Source organism: Psychrobacillus sp. NPDC096623 (assembly GCF_044762655.1).
In the GTDB taxonomy this organism is placed as follows: Bacteria; Bacillota; Bacilli; order Bacillales_A; family Planococcaceae; genus Psychrobacillus.
Genome location: NZ_JBIWER010000001.1, coordinates 256,838 through 273,659, shown reverse-complemented (window position 1 = coordinate 273,659; position 16,822 = coordinate 256,838). Strand labels below are relative to the sequence as shown.

At 35.7% G+C, this 16,822-nt stretch carries 18 protein-coding genes; 12 read left to right on the top strand and 6 right to left on the bottom strand.

The features are described 5' to 3' along the window. The first annotated feature begins 136 nt into the window (after positions 1-136). From cyoE to ACIQX2_RS01350, 7 genes are all read left to right on the top strand, one after another. Positions 137-1,060 carry a heme o synthase gene (cyoE, locus tag ACIQX2_RS01380; RefSeq protein ID WP_402846164.1) on the top strand — a complete coding sequence of 308 codons (924 nt, stop codon included), beginning with the start codon at positions 137-139 and terminating at the stop codon, positions 1,058-1,060. Positions 1,061-1,159: 99 nt separating this feature from the next. Next, positions 1,160-2,242, top strand: coding sequence for a cytochrome c oxidase subunit II (coxB, locus tag ACIQX2_RS01375; protein WP_402846162.1), 1,083 nt, complete (start codon positions 1,160-1,162; stop codon positions 2,240-2,242). A gap of 34 nt (positions 2,243-2,276) precedes the next feature. After that, the gene (locus tag ACIQX2_RS01370) at positions 2,277-4,139 is read left to right on the top strand and encodes a cytochrome c oxidase subunit I (protein ID WP_402846160.1); all 1,863 of its coding nucleotides are present in this window, start codon (positions 2,277-2,279) and stop codon (positions 4,137-4,139) included. Between the two features lie 2 nt (positions 4,140-4,141). Next, positions 4,142-4,768: a cytochrome (ubi)quinol oxidase subunit III gene (locus tag ACIQX2_RS01365; RefSeq protein WP_402846157.1), complete on the top strand. Its 627-nt coding sequence runs from the start codon at positions 4,142-4,144 to the stop codon at positions 4,766-4,768. 1 nt (position 4,769) lies between these two features. Further along, positions 4,770-5,105, top strand: coding sequence for a cytochrome C oxidase subunit IV family protein (locus ACIQX2_RS01360; RefSeq protein ID WP_402846155.1), 336 nt, complete (start codon positions 4,770-4,772; stop codon positions 5,103-5,105). Between the two features lie 668 nt (positions 5,106-5,773). After that, positions 5,774-6,685 carry a cytochrome c oxidase assembly factor CtaG gene (gene ctaG / locus ACIQX2_RS01355; RefSeq protein ID WP_402846153.1) on the top strand — a complete coding sequence of 304 codons (912 nt, stop codon included), beginning with the start codon at positions 5,774-5,776 and terminating at the stop codon, positions 6,683-6,685. Between the two features lie 31 nt (positions 6,686-6,716). Further along, on the top strand, positions 6,717-7,178 hold the full coding sequence (locus ACIQX2_RS01350; protein ID WP_093059875.1) for a DUF420 domain-containing protein: 462 nt from the start codon (positions 6,717-6,719) through the stop codon (positions 7,176-7,178). 57 nt (positions 7,179-7,235) lie between these two features. On the opposite strand, the gene ytvI is transcribed toward ACIQX2_RS01350, so the two are convergent. Both ytvI and ACIQX2_RS01340 read right to left on the bottom strand, forming a co-directional pair. Beyond that, positions 7,236-8,300 carry a sporulation integral membrane protein YtvI gene (gene ytvI / locus ACIQX2_RS01345; RefSeq protein ID WP_402846150.1) on the bottom strand — a complete coding sequence of 355 codons (1,065 nt, stop codon included), beginning with the start codon at positions 8,298-8,300 and terminating at the stop codon, positions 7,236-7,238. A gap of 104 nt (positions 8,301-8,404) precedes the next feature. Further along, complete coding sequence (locus ACIQX2_RS01340; protein ID WP_402846148.1) at positions 8,405-8,770, bottom strand: YugN family protein; 366 nt, start codon at positions 8,768-8,770, stop codon at positions 8,405-8,407. Positions 8,771-8,921: 151 nt separating this feature from the next. Here ACIQX2_RS01340 and ACIQX2_RS01335 point away from each other — a divergent pair, with 151 nt between their 5' ends. Continuing rightward, positions 8,922-10,010, top strand: coding sequence for a CAP domain-containing protein (locus tag ACIQX2_RS01335; protein WP_402846146.1), 1,089 nt, complete (start codon positions 8,922-8,924; stop codon positions 10,008-10,010). Here the strand turns inward: ACIQX2_RS01335 and ACIQX2_RS01330 are convergent, their stop codons facing one another. Continuing rightward, positions 10,011-10,742 carry an amino acid kinase family protein gene (locus tag ACIQX2_RS01330; RefSeq protein WP_402846144.1) on the bottom strand — a complete coding sequence of 244 codons (732 nt, stop codon included), beginning with the start codon at positions 10,740-10,742 and terminating at the stop codon, positions 10,011-10,013. A gap of 177 nt (positions 10,743-10,919) precedes the next feature. Here ACIQX2_RS01330 and ACIQX2_RS01325 point away from each other — a divergent pair, with 177 nt between their 5' ends. Beyond that, positions 10,920-12,311 (top strand): UDP-N-acetylmuramoyl-L-alanyl-D-glutamate--2,6-diaminopimelate ligase, encoded by a 1,392-nt coding sequence (locus tag ACIQX2_RS01325; RefSeq protein WP_402846142.1) that lies wholly within the window; start codon positions 10,920-10,922, stop codon positions 12,309-12,311. Here ACIQX2_RS01325 and ACIQX2_RS01320 read toward each other — a convergent pair. Then, positions 12,260-12,757, bottom strand: a complete 498-nt coding sequence (locus ACIQX2_RS01320) for a PaaI family thioesterase (RefSeq protein ID WP_402846140.1) — start codon at positions 12,755-12,757, stop codon at positions 12,260-12,262. The two genes, ACIQX2_RS01325 and ACIQX2_RS01320, sit on opposite strands and share 52 nt — an antisense overlap. Before the next feature lie 82 nt (positions 12,758-12,839). On the opposite strand from ACIQX2_RS01320, the gene ACIQX2_RS01315 reads away from it, so the two are divergent. Continuing rightward, on the top strand, positions 12,840-13,289 hold the full coding sequence (locus ACIQX2_RS01315) for a YlbF/YmcA family competence regulator (protein ID WP_402846138.1): 450 nt from the start codon (positions 12,840-12,842) through the stop codon (positions 13,287-13,289). Between the two features lie 362 nt (positions 13,290-13,651). Here ACIQX2_RS01315 and ACIQX2_RS01310 read toward each other — a convergent pair whose 3' ends face one another. Next, on the bottom strand, positions 13,652-14,554 hold the full coding sequence (locus ACIQX2_RS01310) for a glycerophosphodiester phosphodiesterase family protein (protein ID WP_402846136.1): 903 nt from the start codon (positions 14,552-14,554) through the stop codon (positions 13,652-13,654). A 121-nt stretch (positions 14,555-14,675) separates the two neighbouring features. Between ACIQX2_RS01310 and ACIQX2_RS01305 the strand changes: the two genes are divergently transcribed. Then, positions 14,676-14,948, top strand: a complete 273-nt coding sequence (locus tag ACIQX2_RS01305; RefSeq protein ID WP_402846134.1) for a YlbG family protein — start codon at positions 14,676-14,678, stop codon at positions 14,946-14,948. A 6-nt stretch (positions 14,949-14,954) separates the two neighbouring features. On the opposite strand, the gene ACIQX2_RS01300 is transcribed toward ACIQX2_RS01305, so the two are convergent. Beyond that, positions 14,955-15,341, bottom strand: coding sequence for a DUF7147 family protein (locus ACIQX2_RS01300; protein ID WP_093059895.1), 387 nt, complete (start codon positions 15,339-15,341; stop codon positions 14,955-14,957). Between the two features lie 53 nt (positions 15,342-15,394). Here ACIQX2_RS01300 and ACIQX2_RS01295 point away from each other — a divergent pair, with 53 nt between their 5' ends. Continuing rightward, complete coding sequence (locus ACIQX2_RS01295) at positions 15,395-16,813, top strand: hypothetical protein (RefSeq protein WP_402846132.1); 1,419 nt, start codon at positions 15,395-15,397, stop codon at positions 16,811-16,813. The last annotated feature ends 9 nt before the right edge of the window (positions 16,814-16,822 follow it).

Below are 16,822 nucleotides of genomic sequence, written 5' to 3'. Positions count from 1 at the left end.
ATATGTTCTAAGCTTATAAAAGTGTATCTTGATTTTAATTTATGCGAAAATTATCTTTAACTGTAGAATTTACGAGAGATTTTCGTTATAGTAAAAGATAGCGGAATATGCTTACAACTTTGAAAGGAGGGGCAGCATGTCAAATGGTCATTTAATAACCGCTACTAATGAGTCTGAAGATGAACGTGTAAACACTTCATTTTTTCAGGATTTTCTTTCGCTCATTAAGATAGGTATAGTTAACTCTAACTTATTTACAACATTTACTGGTATGTGGCTAGCATTTCAATTTACAGATCGAAACTTTCTTCGAGAGTTAGATATTCTCTTTTTTACGCTAATCGGATCCGGAATGATAATCGCGGGTTCTGCTGCTATGAATAACTTTATCGATCGTGATATAGATCCTGTCATGAAGAGCAAGAAAGGAAGACCTACAGTTACAGGACGGTTTAGTCCATCAGCCGTGCTAATAACTTCTTTTACACTATTGATTGTAGGCGAAATATTATTATTTATGGCTTCTACATCAGCAGGAGTATGGGGACTAGCGGGAATCGTTAGTTACGTTGTGTTATACTCGATGTGGTCTAAACGAAAACATGTGAGTAATACTATAGTTGGTAGTATCTCCGGTGCAATCCCGCCAGTGATTGGTTGGGCAGCTGTTGAACCTAGTTTAGGATTTGGAGCACTAGCTTTATTCTTAATTATGTTTGCATGGCAACCTCCTCATTTCTATGCGCTCGCGATGAAACGTACGGAAGAATACCGTGCAGCAAATATTCCAATGCTACCTGTAGTAAAAGGTTTTAAACGTACAAAAGTGTCTATACTTTTATGGATTCTATTATTATTCCCGTTACCATTTTTATTAATGGAGTTAGGAGTAATATTTGTTGTATTGGCAACTGCACTAAATCTTGGGTGGTTATACTTTTCCATTAAGGGTTTCCGTGTGAAAGATGATATCAAATGGGCAACAGGTATGTTTATCTATTCCTTAAACTATATGACGATATTGTTCGTTGCTATTATTGTTTTTTCTATTTTCACCTAATTGCTGGAATTCTTTCTTTAGTCAACAAGAATTCATATAAAAAGAACCACAGTCCAAAGAAACATGAAAACAACTATGAAAGAGGGGTTTGATTTAGCTATGATGAGAGGGCTTAAAAAATGGCGACTTTTTTCACTGTTAGCAGCTCTAACGATTTTCTTATCGGGTTGTGGCGAAGAATATTTATCAACGCTTACACCTGCAGGACAAGTCGGAAGAGATCAATTTAATTTGTTATTACTATCTTCTGCTATTATGGCTTTAGTTATTATTGTAGTAGTAATTATTTATGTTATTGCTTTAGTGAAATTCCGTCGCAAAAAAGTTGGGGAAGATGTTATTCCTAAACAAGTAGAAGGAAGTCATACGCTTGAGATAATATGGACAGTTATTCCAATATTACTGTTAATCATTCTTGCTATTCCAACTGTTTACTATACTTATAAACATGCTGATGTAGCAGCGATGGATCAAGTCGATGAAGATGGAAACAAAACAAATGTAACAGTTAATGTTACAGCAAAACTTTATTGGTGGGAATTTGAGTACCCAGATCTTGGAGTTGTAACTGCTCAAGAATTAGTAGTACCTACTGATGAAAAAGTATTTTTTAACTTAAAAGCTGCTGATGTAAAACACTCATTCTGGATACCTACAGCCGGCGGTAAAATGGATACAAACGTAGAAAACGTTAACCAATTCTATTTAGAATTTGATGATACTTCTGCTGGTTTAGAACAAGGTGTGTTCTATGGTAAATGTGCGGAATTATGTGGTCCGTCACATGCACTAATGGATTTCAAAGTTAAAACATTAGAAAGAGAAGACTTTAATACTTGGGTTGAATCAATGAAAACTACTGAGCATGTAGCAGATGGTGAACTTGCAACTCAAGGAGAAGAAATCTTCAACACTAGCTGTATAACTTGTCACGCAATTTCTGGAGCAGGTACTGCTGGCGGAGTCGGACCAAACTTAGCATCATTTGGAGACCGTAATCGTGTTGCTGGATTTATGTCACATGATGAAGAAAGCTTAAAAAAATGGATTAGTAATCCTCAAGCATACAAACCAGGCAATTTAATGCCTCAGCCAAAAACAATTAATAAAGGCAAAGAATTTAGTGAAGAACAATTAGATGCTCTTGCAGCATATCTAATGGGACTATCTGTAGAAAAATAAGTTTCACAGATAAAATATGAGGGAGGTTAAAGTTGTGAGTTCTATCGCAAAGAAAAAAGGCTTCGGCTCCACTTTATGGGACTATTTAACAACAGTAGACCATAAAAAAATCGCAGTCATGTACCTCGCTGCCGGTGGTTTGTTTTTCGTAATCGGCGGTATAGAGGCAATGCTTATTCGTATACAACTAGCAAAGCCCGATAACGATTTTGTTAGTGCTGGTCTTTTCAATGAAATTATTACAATGCACGGAACAACGATGATTTTCCTTGCGGCCATGCCGATATTATTTGGATTTATGAATGCCGTTATGCCACTTCAAATTGGTGCACGTGACGTAGCGTTCCCATTCTTAAATTCGCTTGGTTTCTGGTTATTTTTATTTGGTGGAATTTTCCTTAACCTATCTTGGTTTATGGGTGGAGCACCTGACGCTGGATGGACTTCTTATGCATCATTATCGTTAGCTTCGCCTGGTCATGGAATTGACTTTTATGCACTAGGACTTCAAATAGCCGGTGCAGGTACTTACATCGGAGGTATTAACTTCCTTGTAACAATTATTAACATGCGCGCTCCAGGGATGACATACATGCGTATGCCATTATTCACTTGGACTACATTTGTAGCTAGTGCATTGATTTTATTTGCATTCCCACCACTTACTGTTGGGCTCTTCTTCTTAATCCTAGACCGTATGTTCGGGGCTAATTTCTTTGATCATACGATGGGTGGTAATACAATTATTTGGGAGCATTTATTCTGGATTTTCGGGCATCCTGAAGTATATATTTTAATATTACCTGCTTTTGGTATATTCTCAGAAATATTTGCTTTATTTGCACGTAAGCGTTTATTTGGTTACTCATCTATGGTATTTGCTACTGTATTAATCGGTTTCTTAGGATTCATGGTATGGGCTCACCATATGTTCACAGTTGGTTTAGGCCCTACAGCAAATGCAATTTTCGCAGTTGCTACTATGGCAATCGCTGTTCCAACAGGTATGAAAATTTTTAACTGGCTGCTTACAATTTGGGGAGGTAGCATTAAAGTTACGACTCCAATGCTGTATGCGTTAGCTTTCATTCCTTCCTTCGTAGCAGGTGGGGTTACTGGTATTATGCAAGCAGCAGCACCGCTTGACTACCAATTACATGATTCATACTTTATCGTTGCCCATTTCCACTACGTAATCGTTGGAGGGGTAGTGCTTGCAATTTTAGCCGGGGTACATTTATATTGGCCTTTAATGTTCAATCAAATGTTAAGCGAAAAACTTGGTAAATGGACTTTCTGGTTCTTCTTTATCGGTTTCCATTTAACTTTCTTTATTCAACATTTCTTAGGATTAATGGGAATGCCTCGTCGCGTATTTACTTTTGGAGCAAATCAAGGCTGGGATTTATTCAACTTAATCAGTTCTATTGGAGCTGCTTTCATGGCAGTAGGTGTTATCATTCTTGTAGTTAACATCATCATTACAGTTGTTAAAAACGTACCAGTTGGTAATGACCCGTGGGAAGATGGACGTACATTAGAGTGGGCTATTCCACAACCAGTTCCGTTTTATAATTTTAAACAAACTCCACTAGTTCGTGGGTTAGATACTTTCTGGATTGAAAAAATGGAAGGTAACAAAGAAGGTATGACATATGCAGAACCACTTTCTGATATTCATATGCCAAACGGTTCTATTATTCCAATCGTTATGACAATTGGTTTGTTTATCGGTGCCTTTGGAGCACTTTATAATGGTGAAAAAGATTGGGCAATCCCAGTATTAGTATTAGGTTTAGCAATTACATTTGGTGCTATGGCTGTTCGTTCTATTAAAGACGACCATGGATTCCACATTCACAAAGAAGATTTAATGAATGATGAAGGGGGTAAATAATTATGGACTTTAATAAAAAGTACACCCCACAAACTTGGCCAGATCATCCTGAGCAAGTTACTTTAGAAGGTAAAAACAAATTTTTAGGTTTTTGGTTATTCCTAGGTGGAGAAACAGTATTGTTTGCAAGTTTGTTTGCAACGTATTTAGCACTTAAAAACAAAGGGCCAAGCGGTATGGAATTCTCCACTAATACTCTTTTTGAATTGCCTTTAGTATTTGTTATGACGATGATACTTTTAACTTCATCTCTAACAAGTGTGTACGCAATGTATCATATGAAAAACCATAATTTCAGAGGCATGCAAACTTGGTTAGCTATCACAGTTCTTTTAGGTCTTGCTTTCCTAGGTTTAGAAATTTATGAGTTCAATCATTACGTACATTTAGGCTTTACTTACGGACAAAGTGCATTCTCATCTTCGTTCTTTACACTTGTAGGTACTCATGGGCTGCACGTTGTAGTTGGTTTAGTATGGATTATTCTATTAATACTCCGCAATGCAAAACGTGGCTTTAGTTTGTATAATGCACCAAAATACTATACTGCTTCTCTATACTGGCATTTCATTGATGTTGTATGGGTATTCATCTTTACAGTAGTATACTTGATGGGAGTTGTTGGTTAATATGTCACACGACGCTCAAGTTTATGTGAGATCGCAAACAGAATTTGAATATATTAAGCAAAAACGTAAAAAAGATATGCGTAATCAAGTTACATCTTTTGCGATTATGATTTTCTTAACTTTAATCGCATTTACATCTGTAGCTGCTGGATTTTCTGTATATTTAATCGTTCCAGTAATTTTATTACTTGCTGCAATTCAAGTAGTATTACAGCTTTACTATTTCATGCATATGAGTGAAGAGAATCATCAGGTCGCTGCATTTTTCTTGTACAGCGCTACTATGCTAGCCTTCACTTTCGTTTTAACTTTCCTTACAATTGTTTGGTGGGGATAAATAACTTAGAGCCGAGACAAAGTAAACACTTTGTCTCGGCTTTTTTAAAGGAATCAGACAGTATATAAAAAAGTCCTGAGAACACCGGGTTCATGGGACTAAAAAAAGTATAAAAAATACTCATTTTCATTACAAGTGGGGAACAAAGGCTGAAAGCGCGTCCTCTCTTAGGAAAGGTAATTTAAGGACGGTTCGTGCTGTGCAATGATTGCATAACTCACATTCTGGTGGCCGACACCAAAGTCGCCACCTTCGACCCTAATCAATTAATGTGTAGTACTACACTAAAAAATTTGATATAGCTAATCGAAGTGCTATCCAATGTTAATAGAAGAAAGCAAAATTTTATTTATACAATGAGGATAGAGAAAAACAGCTTATTTATGCAACTTTCATTTATAAAGCTATTATTGTTAATTGTAGCGCAGGTCGGCGACTCTAGTGGGACAGCACGTGGGAGAGAATACAGCCTCGAGCCGTCCCCTCGGAAAGCGTCCAACCTGCGCTACAATCAACGGCATATCTAAGTTTTGGTTCAAGGACAGGGCGCTTTTTTATCTGGCTTTTCTTTAGTTTGGTAAATTCTCAAATGTCATAGTTCGTTCATTGAAGTTACGGGGATTGACCTATATAATAGAATAAGTTACCTAAAAGGAGCGGTGATACTTATGCCTATCAGTATATTTGGATTCCAAGCTTTATGGAGCCCAGTAATGATTGGAGTTTTAGTATTTTTAACAATTTTATATTTTTTAATAACAGTCAAATGGAGAAATGACTTTAAAGTATCAGAGCCACTGAAGAAGAGCGAGGTTGCTTATTTTCTATTGGGTATTGTTCTTTTATATATTGTCAAAGGTTCCCCTGTCGATTTAATGGCGCATATTATGTTTTCATTCCATATGGTACAGATGGCATTGTTACTACTATTAGTTCCTCCTTTACTTATGAAAGGGATACCTTGGTGGGTGTGGAAAGTTATAATAGAGTTGCCAGCAGTTCGTAAGGTTTTTCCTATAGTAACAAAACCATTACTTTCATTAATTGTCTTTTCAGGATTGTTTTCCATTTATCATATTCCATTGCTTTTCGATTTTATCAAATTGGATGAAGGATTACATGGTACGTACACGTTTATTTTATTCTTATCGGCGATTTTCATGTGGTGGTCTATCGTAGAAATAGATGGAGTTTCTGGACGTTTACACGGATTAAAAAAGATTGGCTTTATAATTGGCAGTGCGGTTTTAATAACTCCAGCATGTGCACTGATAATCTTCACTGGAACGCCTCTGTATGAAACGTACACAAATTCAGATGTATGGCTAAAAGCGATGGAACTATGTGTACCATCAAGTACTTTAGCGGGACTATCCTTAAGTGGACCTGAATTATTTTCTAATATGACACCTCTAGCAGATCAACAATTAGGTGGAATACTGATGAAAATTGTACAGGAAATAATTTATGCGGTATTTTTAATGTCTATTTTCTTCAAATGGTACAAAAATGAACAGGACAATGCAGATGAAATTACACAAAAAGCTCTTGATGATTTAAAAGTACAAGCTAATCTATAAACTCAATAAAGTTTTTCGAGGAGAATGATTGATGAATTTACCTGTTTTACCAACCATAAGTACATTTTTTATCGTATTAAGTGCTGTGCTTGTTGCAATTGGATGGGCACTCATAAAACAAAAGAAAATTGAAGCTCACAAAAAAATGATGACTGCAGCCGCCATTTCGGCCTTAATATTTTTCATCATCTATGCATCGCGTACTATTTTCATTGGGAATACAGCGTTCGGTGGACCTGATGACATAAAAATTTACTATACAATCTTTTTAATATTCCATATTACTTTGGCAACGACTGGTGCAGTTTTTGGTCTAGTAACGCTATATTTAGGCTACAAAAATAATATTCAAAAGCATCGTAAAATTGGACCCATTACAAGTGTTATATGGTTTTTTGTCGCAATAACCGGTGTTGCTGTCTACTTATTACTCTATGTATTGTATACTGGGGGAGAAACCACCTCTGTTATTAAGGCAATAATAGGTGGTTAAAGAAAAGCCAATACTCATGCGGAGCTTATTCCGATGAGTGTTGGCTTTTATGTATCTTTAAATTTTAAAATTAAGTTTTAGCATTCCGGATTCTTTAGCAGTTATAAAAATAATAACTACAAGTGGACCTAACATAAACCCGATGAACCCGAAAAGCTTTGCACCGATAAACATGGCTATTAAGATTGCTAGAGGAGATATCCCCATTTGCGAGCCCATCAACTTAGGCTCTACAGCTCTTCGAATTATTAACAAAATAACTGCTAATATAGTTAACTTCGTACCTAATACCATATCACCGGTTAAATAATGATAAATCGCCCACGGTGCTAAAACTGCAATAGAACCCAGTATAGGAATAATATCGATAATCCATATAACTAGTGCCATAATGAGAGCATATTTTGGTGTAAGAATAAATAAAAGTCCGATGAATGCAGCTCCTAAAATGATGAAACTTGCAATAATTTGCGCTTTCATAAAACCGATAGCCACTTTTTTTACACTAGCGAAAATAAATCGCACTTTACTTGCTGTATTATCCGATAGATAATGAAAAAATTTAACTTGTAAATTTTGTAAATCTAACATAAATAAAAAAAGAGCAATTATAAATACTATAAAACTAACTAAAAAATTCGGTATATTCGTTAACAACGCAGAAATATTACTGTAGCTAAGTATATCTAAAAGGGCGTCTCTCATACTTTCTAATGTCGCATCAAATTTATTTTGAATGGATTCGACTACTTCTTTTGGTAGCCCTTCCGTATATTTAAATAAACTGTTTTGCATATCAATCCATAACCCAGTCCAGTTATTAATATTAGAAGGAATGGTCTGTGAGGCATAAATGAGTTGACTAAAAAGTTTTGTAATAACTAAATACAATAGACCAGAAATGACACTAATAAAAAGAACAAAATTAGTTATTACTGCAGGTTTACGTTTCCATTTAAACGTTTTCTGAGTGAATTTTACGACAGGTTCCATAATGATAGCTGTTATTAAAGCGAGTATAATGGGAATAGATACAGGAAGTATGAATATAGCTAATAATAAGAGCATAACAGCTAGAACAATATATTTTATGTATTCCTTTTTTAAAAAATTTAAGACCATTGTACTCTCCTTTCTTGACCCTTACAATCAGTATAGACAAGTTGGCAATTTTTGAACAGAAAAAACGCAAGAGAATGAAACTCTTGCGTTTAGGTATATATCTATTAAGCGTGGACTTCAAAAGCAGCTAGATCCGCTTTTAAAGCAGTTAATGTTTGTTCACATGATTTCAACAGATGTTTTGGGAATACTTCATTTTCGCCATATTCTACACCATGTGGATAATAGTGTTTCCCTATAACAGGTTTTAATAGTGTAATATTTGCATCATGTGCACCTACATCACCATCTTTTGTAAAACCAAATACTCGAAGATAAAATGTACCTTCTTTTATCACATACTTTTTATCATAAGTTACGCGTTCATAATCCCATTGACCTGCACGGATTAAACCTTGCTTTTTCATAAGATCATCTAATATATTAAGATCTATGACAGTGTTTTCTATACCAGTGTTTTCGAAATACATTGAATTGTCCTCCTTCACGTTCATATTCCAAATAGAATCTGTTCCTATTAATATTAATTCAAATTTGATAATGTTGCAATGGTAACATTGTGTCTTTCTAGTTAACCTTGGTATACTAAAAGTAATGGTGGAGGGGTAAGGAGAAATAGTTATGATGAATAATTTAATTAGAATTGTAATTGCTATAGCTATCGTACTAGTAATATTTATATATTTCGATAATCCTGTACAGGAAAATGAACTAATTACGGGGTCAAACAATAGAGGACAGGTGATACCAGATACTTCTCCTGAAGTAGTGGAGATAGAAACGGTATTTACACGCCCAAAAAGTGGAATCTCCACATTAATTGGAGGTTCGACCCAAGATGCTATTGAAATGTTGGGTAAACCTAACCGAACCGAACCATCAGCATTTGGATATGAGTGGTGGGTATACAATCAATCCCTTACCACTTATTTGTTACTCGGAGTGGAAGGTGATAAAGTAACACAAGCCTTTGCTGCGGGTGCTAACTTAGAGACTGCCCCTTATAAAATTGGACAGAACTTAGATGAAATTTATCGATTTACGATAGTTCAATCTGAAATTACATTTTCGATAGATTCAAATACGTATACCTTTACACTTTCAGAAGATGACATAGAAAATAGAATATTAGTTCAATTCGATAATTTATTTGCTATGCTTTATATAGATTCAGAAAGCCGGCAACTTCAAGCAGTTAGGTTTACGGATCCTAAGACTATTCTTCTGCATAAACCTTATGATATTCTCTATCACGGAATAATGGTGGAAACAAAAACACCAGATTCCCTATTCCAAGCTGCAATAGATCGTGCAAATGAAAGACAGATATTTGAACTAACAAATGTAGTTCGTTACCGAAACAATCTTCGATTACTAGTGTCTGACAATGAATTGCAACATATTGCGATGGATAATAGTGAAGAAATGGCAAGAAACAATATTGTCGTTAATGAAAAATTCGAAGTATCTAAGTTTAGTGATCAGTTAAAAGAGTCATCCATTGAGTTTTCTAGTGCGGCTGGAAATACAGCAGCTTTCTATTTTGATGCTGGAGAAGCAGTAAATGGTTGGTTGAGTTCTAAAGATCACCGAGAAATCTTATTAGGAAAGGATTATACACATACTGGAGTTGGTGTCTACGGTAGCTATTATACGCAAAACTTTATTGAACGAATACCCGTAAATACTACAAAAGATATTCTTCCATAATTAGATGGAAACAAAAGTACCCTTACTATCTTGATACAACGAACGAATATGCAAAGGAACTTGATGAAGGGCAGCGAACGTGGCTGCTCTTTTTTGTATGATTTCGACCGGCTCATCAATTTTCTCGTGAAGTTGTTCGTAGTTCATAAAAGGTATGAGCTGAGCGTCCTTGTTAGTTAAAGGATTGGAAGTCATAATACCAGGTACGTCTTTGTAAAATTCAACCATATCAGCTTTTAAATAATGACCATAAACAACTGCAGTAAGATCACTTCCGCCTCTGCCTAATGTAGTAAAGTTGTTTGTACTTTCGGAGACACCTTGGAATCCTGGTACGATGATACATTGGAAATCTTCAAATGCTAAATGTATAGAACTTAGATCTACTTTTTTGATAAGAGCATTGCCATAAGAATCGTTTGTAATGATACCAGCGTTTCTTCCGTATAAAAGCGTAGAAGATACTCCATTAGCTTTTAGTTCTGATGATAGAACCGAACTCGAGATCAACTCTCCACAAGCAGAGAGCAAATCGGTTTCAATGCTATTTTCGGTGGATGGAAGCAAATCCAATAATGTATCCGTTGCATATGGCTTTCCTCTTCTGCCCATTGCGGATACAACGACAAGCACCTTTTGATGGATATTTATCGCTTGTTGTATTCGTTGCATTACTAATTGTCTGTTCTGATGATTTTGCATGGCGATACCGCCAAATTTTTGAACAATCATAATCTCAACCACTCTATTCGTGACATTTCAAACACTCCGTTCATACGATACAGGGAATTCATTTTACTGTATGCGATTTTACTAGAATGGTGTAGGGAGTGTGTTACTATTTATCCGTTAAATGAACTTTTAAAAGGCTTAACATATAAAGTTATTGGCGAATTTTCAATATGTCGGATGAGCAAAATCGTAAATTTTTCAAAGCAGATCAAAGAAGGCGATCTATTTATCGCTGAAAGAAAAGATCGGCGCATCATAGACGAAGCAATACATTTAGGGGCAAGTGCAGTGATATCAGATACTTTCATAGCTGATTGTAGTGTGCCACAGATTATTATTCCTTCCGATATGGAACGATTAAAGGAAAGAATCGGTAAAAAAACCTATGAGTTGTATGGAAGGAAAGTAAGAACAGTAGCGATAACGGGCACAAATGGTAAAACAACTGTATCTTTTTTTATAGGTCAATTACTCAGACAGCAAGGGAAGTCTGTCTGTGTTATAGGGACATTAGGAGTATTTATCAACGGGAAAAAGTTGGAACAAAATTTTCGCAATAATACGACGTTACCATTTTATGATTTTATACAAATTGTACATTATTGTTACGAGCATTCCATTGAGTTCATCATATTAGAGGCATCTTCGCAGGGGTTATTGGACAATCGCTTAGGTAACTATCCAATCGATATTGGAGTGTTTTTGAATATTGGTAAGGATCATCTTGAGTTTCATGGGGGAATGGTCCCATACAAAAAATCTAAAGAATTACTCGTACCTCTATGTACTAAACTAGTAGTAAATGCAGATGATGAATGGTGTAGAACAGTCGCTCAAAATTCTTTTTTACCTATTATAAGTTTTGGCTTGGATGGACGTAACACGGTTGTTTTTCAACAGGAAAACGACAAAGAGGAAGAGATAACCTATAAATTTAAAGTGAAAAAAGAAGAAGTAGAAGTGAAAATGAGAAATAGTGGATTTTATAACGGGATGAATCTCGCTGCGGCACTTGCTTCTTTATGTGCTTTGAACATACCAATTCAAAAAATAGAACCACTCACACTACCAAACGGAAGATTTCAGCATGTGGATAACAATAATGGGATTAATGTTTTAATTGACTACGCACACACACCAGATGCTTTAGAAGCATGTCTTTCGACCATTAAAGCCTTTGCCAAAAATAATATTTACGTTGTATTTGGCTGTGGGGGTAATAGAGACAAGAAAAAAAGAAATGAGATGGGAAAGGTAGCTACAACTTTTGCAACACAAGCTATCATTACCTCGGATAACCCGCGAAATGAGAAACCAACAGATATTATAAAAGATATTGTAAGTGGATTAGATAAGAAGAAATTTAGAATAGAACCCGATCGAAAACAGGCTATTATTTATGCACTAAAGATGGCAAAAGCAGGGGATACAGTGTTAATAGCAGGTAAGGGACATGAACAAGAGCAAATTTTACAAGACCTTGTTGTCCCTTTTTCTGACCGTGATGTAGTCAATGACTACTTTGAAGAAGTAGGAGGATTAATAACAAAGAATGATCCAGTAGCATAAGCAATTTTTTTCCCGTCTGGTTGAGTTACAGTACATTCCATGACGATTGTTTGACGACCTTTATGTAAATATGTAGCAGTTGCGATCAAGTTTTTTTCTGTGGAGGATTTAACATAATGGACTGTCATATTCGTTGTAACAGCGCCTTTTCCTTCTGAGCGTAAATCTTTATTTACTAAAAATCCCATCGCATTGTCCGCGAGTGTTGCGATAATACCGCCATGTGGCATTTTAAAACTATTGTGCGAGATGGGAGTTATTGGCATAGTGACAGTACATTGATCTTGTTCGTACTGAGTGTCCATTTGAAATACCGCATTTAAGTATGTAGGTGCATCGTTTTGTTGCTTCTGTTGAATAGCGTTTAGAAAATCATTTACTAGGTTTAGCTCTTGTTCTGTTGCCTGTTTTGTCACTGTTTCAAATAAATCTTGTAGTTTGTTCATTATTTTCTCCTAACAATAAGTTAATAGTATGGCATTTGTTTTTAGTTTTCTGGTATGATTAACAGGATTGGAGGTTAATCAAATGATTATGACAAACGAATGGGTCGATATAATGGACCAATCAGATATATTATGTACTATGATTCTTTCCTCTGAACAATTTTACCAATACTTAGATGCACATCGTGCTGTATATACAGATTCAACTTTAGTAAGTGAGGTTAATAGCTTCACTAGGCTGAAGGAGCAATACGAAGAGGTTCAGCGATTCGGGAAATATCATCCAGATTATTCGAAGGTTATGAAAGACATTCGAGTTACTAAACGAAAACTGGATATGGTAGATGCAGTAGCGCACTTGAAGGTTGCTGAGAACGACTTGCAGGACTTACTGGACGAAGTGAGTTTGTTAATTGGTAAATCTGTTTCAGAAGGTGTCAAAGTTCCGGTTAGCAATCCATTTTTTGCTTCTGCTAGCTCTAGCTGTGGAAGTGGATGCGGTACAGGCGGATCTTGTTCTTGTTCTGCTTAAAGTTTTTTAAATGATTGGATGTGTGCATAAACTGCACACATCTTTTTTTTACAAAAGATAAAAAGTCAATTTCATTAATTAGTAGTAACATTGGAACAAAGTTGATTTACGCTCCAGGCGGACGCTTTCCGTGGGTACGGCTTCAATCTCCTCATCACTGCGAAAACATATGCTCCTGCGGTTACTCGTCGCAAAGACATTGGCCAAACAAAGTTCGGCCAGCGTCTTTCCTGCGGGGCTTTCAACTCGTGCTGTGAGAAAGATGAGACATCGCATCGACGCGTTAGTGACGGTGATGGCTCATCGCTCACCTCGCGGTACGCGTCCACCTGTAAAGAAAATCAATAGCGGCTGAATTGTTACTAATCTAACTTTAAAACTTCCATCGCCAAATCAGGTCGGTCTGTAATTATTCCTTTTGCTCCGTTATTAATAAGCTTTTTCATCATTTCCGGATCATCAATTGTCCAATAGTGAACAGGGATATTTAAAGAATTTAAAAATTTTATGAATCCTGGATTATCCAGAGGGAATACATTTGCTCGCACTGGAATTTGAAACACGTCCGCCTTTGGGTGATATAAATGCTTAAATTGGCTAGTGTATGCCGTGTATGCTTTTCTTACTTCCTTTTCACTTGCACCGAGTGCAACTGAATTTTGTGCGTATAAGTTAAAACGATCTAGCTGGTCATCGTAAAAACTAGCAACCACAACGCGATCAAATGCTTGATGTTCTTCTAATAGTCTCCATAATTTAGAAGGCATTAAGCTCCCCTCATATGTATGAGGTGCATCTTTTATATCCATGTTAATAAGCATTTGCGGATAGGCATTGAGTAATTCACCTAAAGTTATAATCTGTTCTCCGCAATTTCTATAAGAAGGAGCACCCTCTATATCCAAAAAATGATATCCAAGGTCAGCTTCTTTTAATTCTGCTAATGTATAATCGGATACTTTACCTGTATAGTTAGTAACTCTGCTAAGTTCTTCATCATGAAATACAATAATCTCTTCATCTTTTGTTAGTCTTATATCGATTTCAAAACCATGAACTCCTAATTTAGCAGCTTGGTCGAATGCAGAAGGAGAGCATTCTGGTGCCAGTGCTGATCCGCCCCGATGAGCTAGTACAATTGGGTGCTCATATTTCAAGGCTTTTTTAGGCGTTCGACTTTGTGGTTTGGAAAGTACTTTAGTACTAGCCCACGCTGCACCTGCTGCGGCAGCCAATGCGAAAGCAACGTTTGATTTTTTACCCATCCATCAATTCCTCCTTTTAGAGTATTATTATATCGAAACTACACAAAACTGTCAGCTAGTTGTTGTTGCTATCAAATTCCTCCATATGTTATTCTTGAGAGGAAGAAATGAGGGGAAAAGTATGACAGAAAGACAAGGACTAATTGTCTATGTGCATCATTTAAAACAAGCTAAATCTTTGCGTAAGTTTGGTCACGTCCATTATATTTCTAAAAGACAAAAATATGTCGTATTATATTGTGATCAGGATCAGATTGAAATTGCCAAGCAAAAGATGAACAAATTGCCTTATGTCAAGGAAATTTTAGAATCCTATAGACCATTTTTGAAAACTGAATTTGAAAATAGCAAGCCCGATAAAGCAAAAGAATACGATTATAAAATTGGATTATAACTAAGCCTATTGTAGCGGTGGTATTAAATGATTTAAACGTAAAACACCAATTATATACTGATAATATAAATTTACATCCACATAGATGGAAGAATGCTTTATGTCGACTTTAATGGGTTGGATTTCTAACTCATTTAAAGCTTCCTTAAAGATAGTAAGCCTTTTTGACTCTTGTTGAGTTTCAACTATTCCTTCACGACATATGTATATGGGAAAAAAATTTGCAGTATTTACTGGTTTCAGTGCAATTGCTATGGAAAAATAGTTAATATTGTCTTTAGTGGAAGAAAAAATAAATGCTTGATGTATACGGTCCTTGTTTACCTTTGCTAGTTCACAAAGTTCGTAAATATCACCATAACCTTCGCCTAGTTCTATAAAACGTTGAATCATTTGAAAACACTTCCTTTCTCATATATCTTACCACTTTGTTGGAGGACAATTCTATGAAATTTGTTTTAAGTTTTTTATGCCTACTCCTAATTGTTACTAATAGTGTTCTTCTTTTGTTTCAATATGATGCCTACTCTTCTGGTTTGGAAGAGAATGGACAAGCTTTCTACTACGAGCAAGAAGTGGATATGACAGTTAAGAAGGATAAGCTTGTTATTAAACAACACTTTAACAATATGCTAAATGAAGAAATTACTATTTTATGGCCAATTAACAGTCAAAATCGCAGCTGCGATTTAGAAACTAGTGATAGCTGTAGCCGTCTAACGGAGGACTTGACGAAGTTTAAAGCAGGAGAAGATTCTACCCAGAGTGTTTCTTTTGAAATCCCATTAGTTGATGGTTTAATTGATGGTCAATTAATTCAAGACTTCCTTGTAAAACTTGACACAGGAGGAGTCTCTCTCACTTCACTTCATATAACAGATGAAGTGAAAAGAGGGGGGATGTGGGTATCTGGATTACCTGTAATTGGTAAGACTTCTCTTGATTTAATCGACTATACACTTTCATTTGGTGCTGGTGATGTTCAAGAATTATATTGGCAGCAAGAGGTATTGCCAATTCAATATGAGGATGAGAACTTTACTATATATGCTTCTAGTACATTGTCCGATGAAGTCACTAACTTACTTGAGGATTTAAATTTTACTAATAACGAACATTTAGCAGTACTTTTTGTAGAAGATAAGAATAACATTAATGTTTCCCGGATTACTTTTATCCAACAAGGGGATATTGCTTCTATACAAAATCAGCTTATCATCAACCATATACAATCAGAGTATGATTTATCGCCGGACGACCAGCTCATTGCTGAAGTTCTGAGTAGCTTTTTGATGGAAATACCTGTCGGATCAGCGAAGTCAATTTGGATGTATGAAACGATAAATAATTATTTTACAATCGATCAACGTGTAGAATTTCAAATTGCTTTACGAAACAATAAGCAATTAACAGCAGCAAAATTGGATGAGTTATTAACAGCTATCATCGATTTAAAAACTTCCTTTTTTGTATCGAATGTACAATCAGGAGCCGTAAACTTCCCATTATTATTTGAGGATTCTCGACCTGTTTACATACAGGAGTTAAAGCAGGAACACATGAAAATTCTATTCAAGGATGGAAAGATTTTATATGCAGCTGAACCATTATTAACTTCTTTAGGGTATACTCTTAACGATACAGACAAGGGTTTATATGTACAGAATGAAACGAGAGCATTTCGTTTTCCGATTCAAGAACCTTTTTATGTATTGAATAAAAAAAGGTATGATGCCTTATCAGAACCTTTCGAAATTATTGGATCACAACTATATATTGAAGAAGCGTGGATGATACGTTTGTTTTTGTTGAATATCGAAAAACAAGACAAACGTATAAACATTATACAATCCGCACAATTTTAGGATTGGAGT

Coding starts and splice junctions, on each gene's coding strand:
- ACIQX2_RS01325 (WP_402846142.1), top strand. CDS start 10,920: ATGAGCAAAATCGTAAATTTTTCAAAGCAGATCAAAGAAGGCGATCTA.
- ACIQX2_RS01365 (WP_402846157.1), top strand. CDS start 4,142: ATGGACTTTAATAAAAAGTACACCCCACAAACTTGGCCAGATCATCCT.
- ACIQX2_RS01295 (WP_402846132.1), top strand. CDS start 15,395: ATGAAATTTGTTTTAAGTTTTTTATGCCTACTCCTAATTGTTACTAAT.
- ACIQX2_RS01310 (WP_402846136.1), bottom strand. CDS start 14,554: ATGGGTAAAAAATCAAACGTTGCTTTCGCATTGGCTGCCGCAGCAGGT.
- ACIQX2_RS01320 (WP_402846140.1), bottom strand. CDS start 12,757: ATGAACAAACTACAAGATTTATTTGAAACAGTGACAAAACAGGCAACA.
- cyoE (WP_402846164.1), top strand. CDS start 137: ATGTCAAATGGTCATTTAATAACCGCTACTAATGAGTCTGAAGATGAA.
- ACIQX2_RS01330 (WP_402846144.1), bottom strand. CDS start 10,742: ATGATTGTTCAAAAATTTGGCGGTATCGCCATGCAAAATCATCAGAAC.
- ACIQX2_RS01300 (WP_093059895.1), bottom strand. CDS start 15,341: ATGATTCAACGTTTTATAGAACTAGGCGAAGGTTATGGTGATATTTAC.
- ACIQX2_RS01350 (WP_093059875.1), top strand. CDS start 6,717: ATGAATTTACCTGTTTTACCAACCATAAGTACATTTTTTATCGTATTA.
- coxB (WP_402846162.1), top strand. CDS start 1,160: ATGATGAGAGGGCTTAAAAAATGGCGACTTTTTTCACTGTTAGCAGCT.
- ACIQX2_RS01335 (WP_402846146.1), top strand. CDS start 8,922: ATGATGAATAATTTAATTAGAATTGTAATTGCTATAGCTATCGTACTA.
- ctaG (WP_402846153.1), top strand. CDS start 5,774: ATGCCTATCAGTATATTTGGATTCCAAGCTTTATGGAGCCCAGTAATG.
- ACIQX2_RS01315 (WP_402846138.1), top strand. CDS start 12,840: ATGATTATGACAAACGAATGGGTCGATATAATGGACCAATCAGATATA.
- ACIQX2_RS01360 (WP_402846155.1), top strand. CDS start 4,770: ATGTCACACGACGCTCAAGTTTATGTGAGATCGCAAACAGAATTTGAA.
- ACIQX2_RS01305 (WP_402846134.1), top strand. CDS start 14,676: ATGACAGAAAGACAAGGACTAATTGTCTATGTGCATCATTTAAAACAA.
- ACIQX2_RS01340 (WP_402846148.1), bottom strand. CDS start 8,770: ATGTATTTCGAAAACACTGGTATAGAAAACACTGTCATAGATCTTAAT.
- ytvI (WP_402846150.1), bottom strand. CDS start 8,300: ATGGTCTTAAATTTTTTAAAAAAGGAATACATAAAATATATTGTTCTA.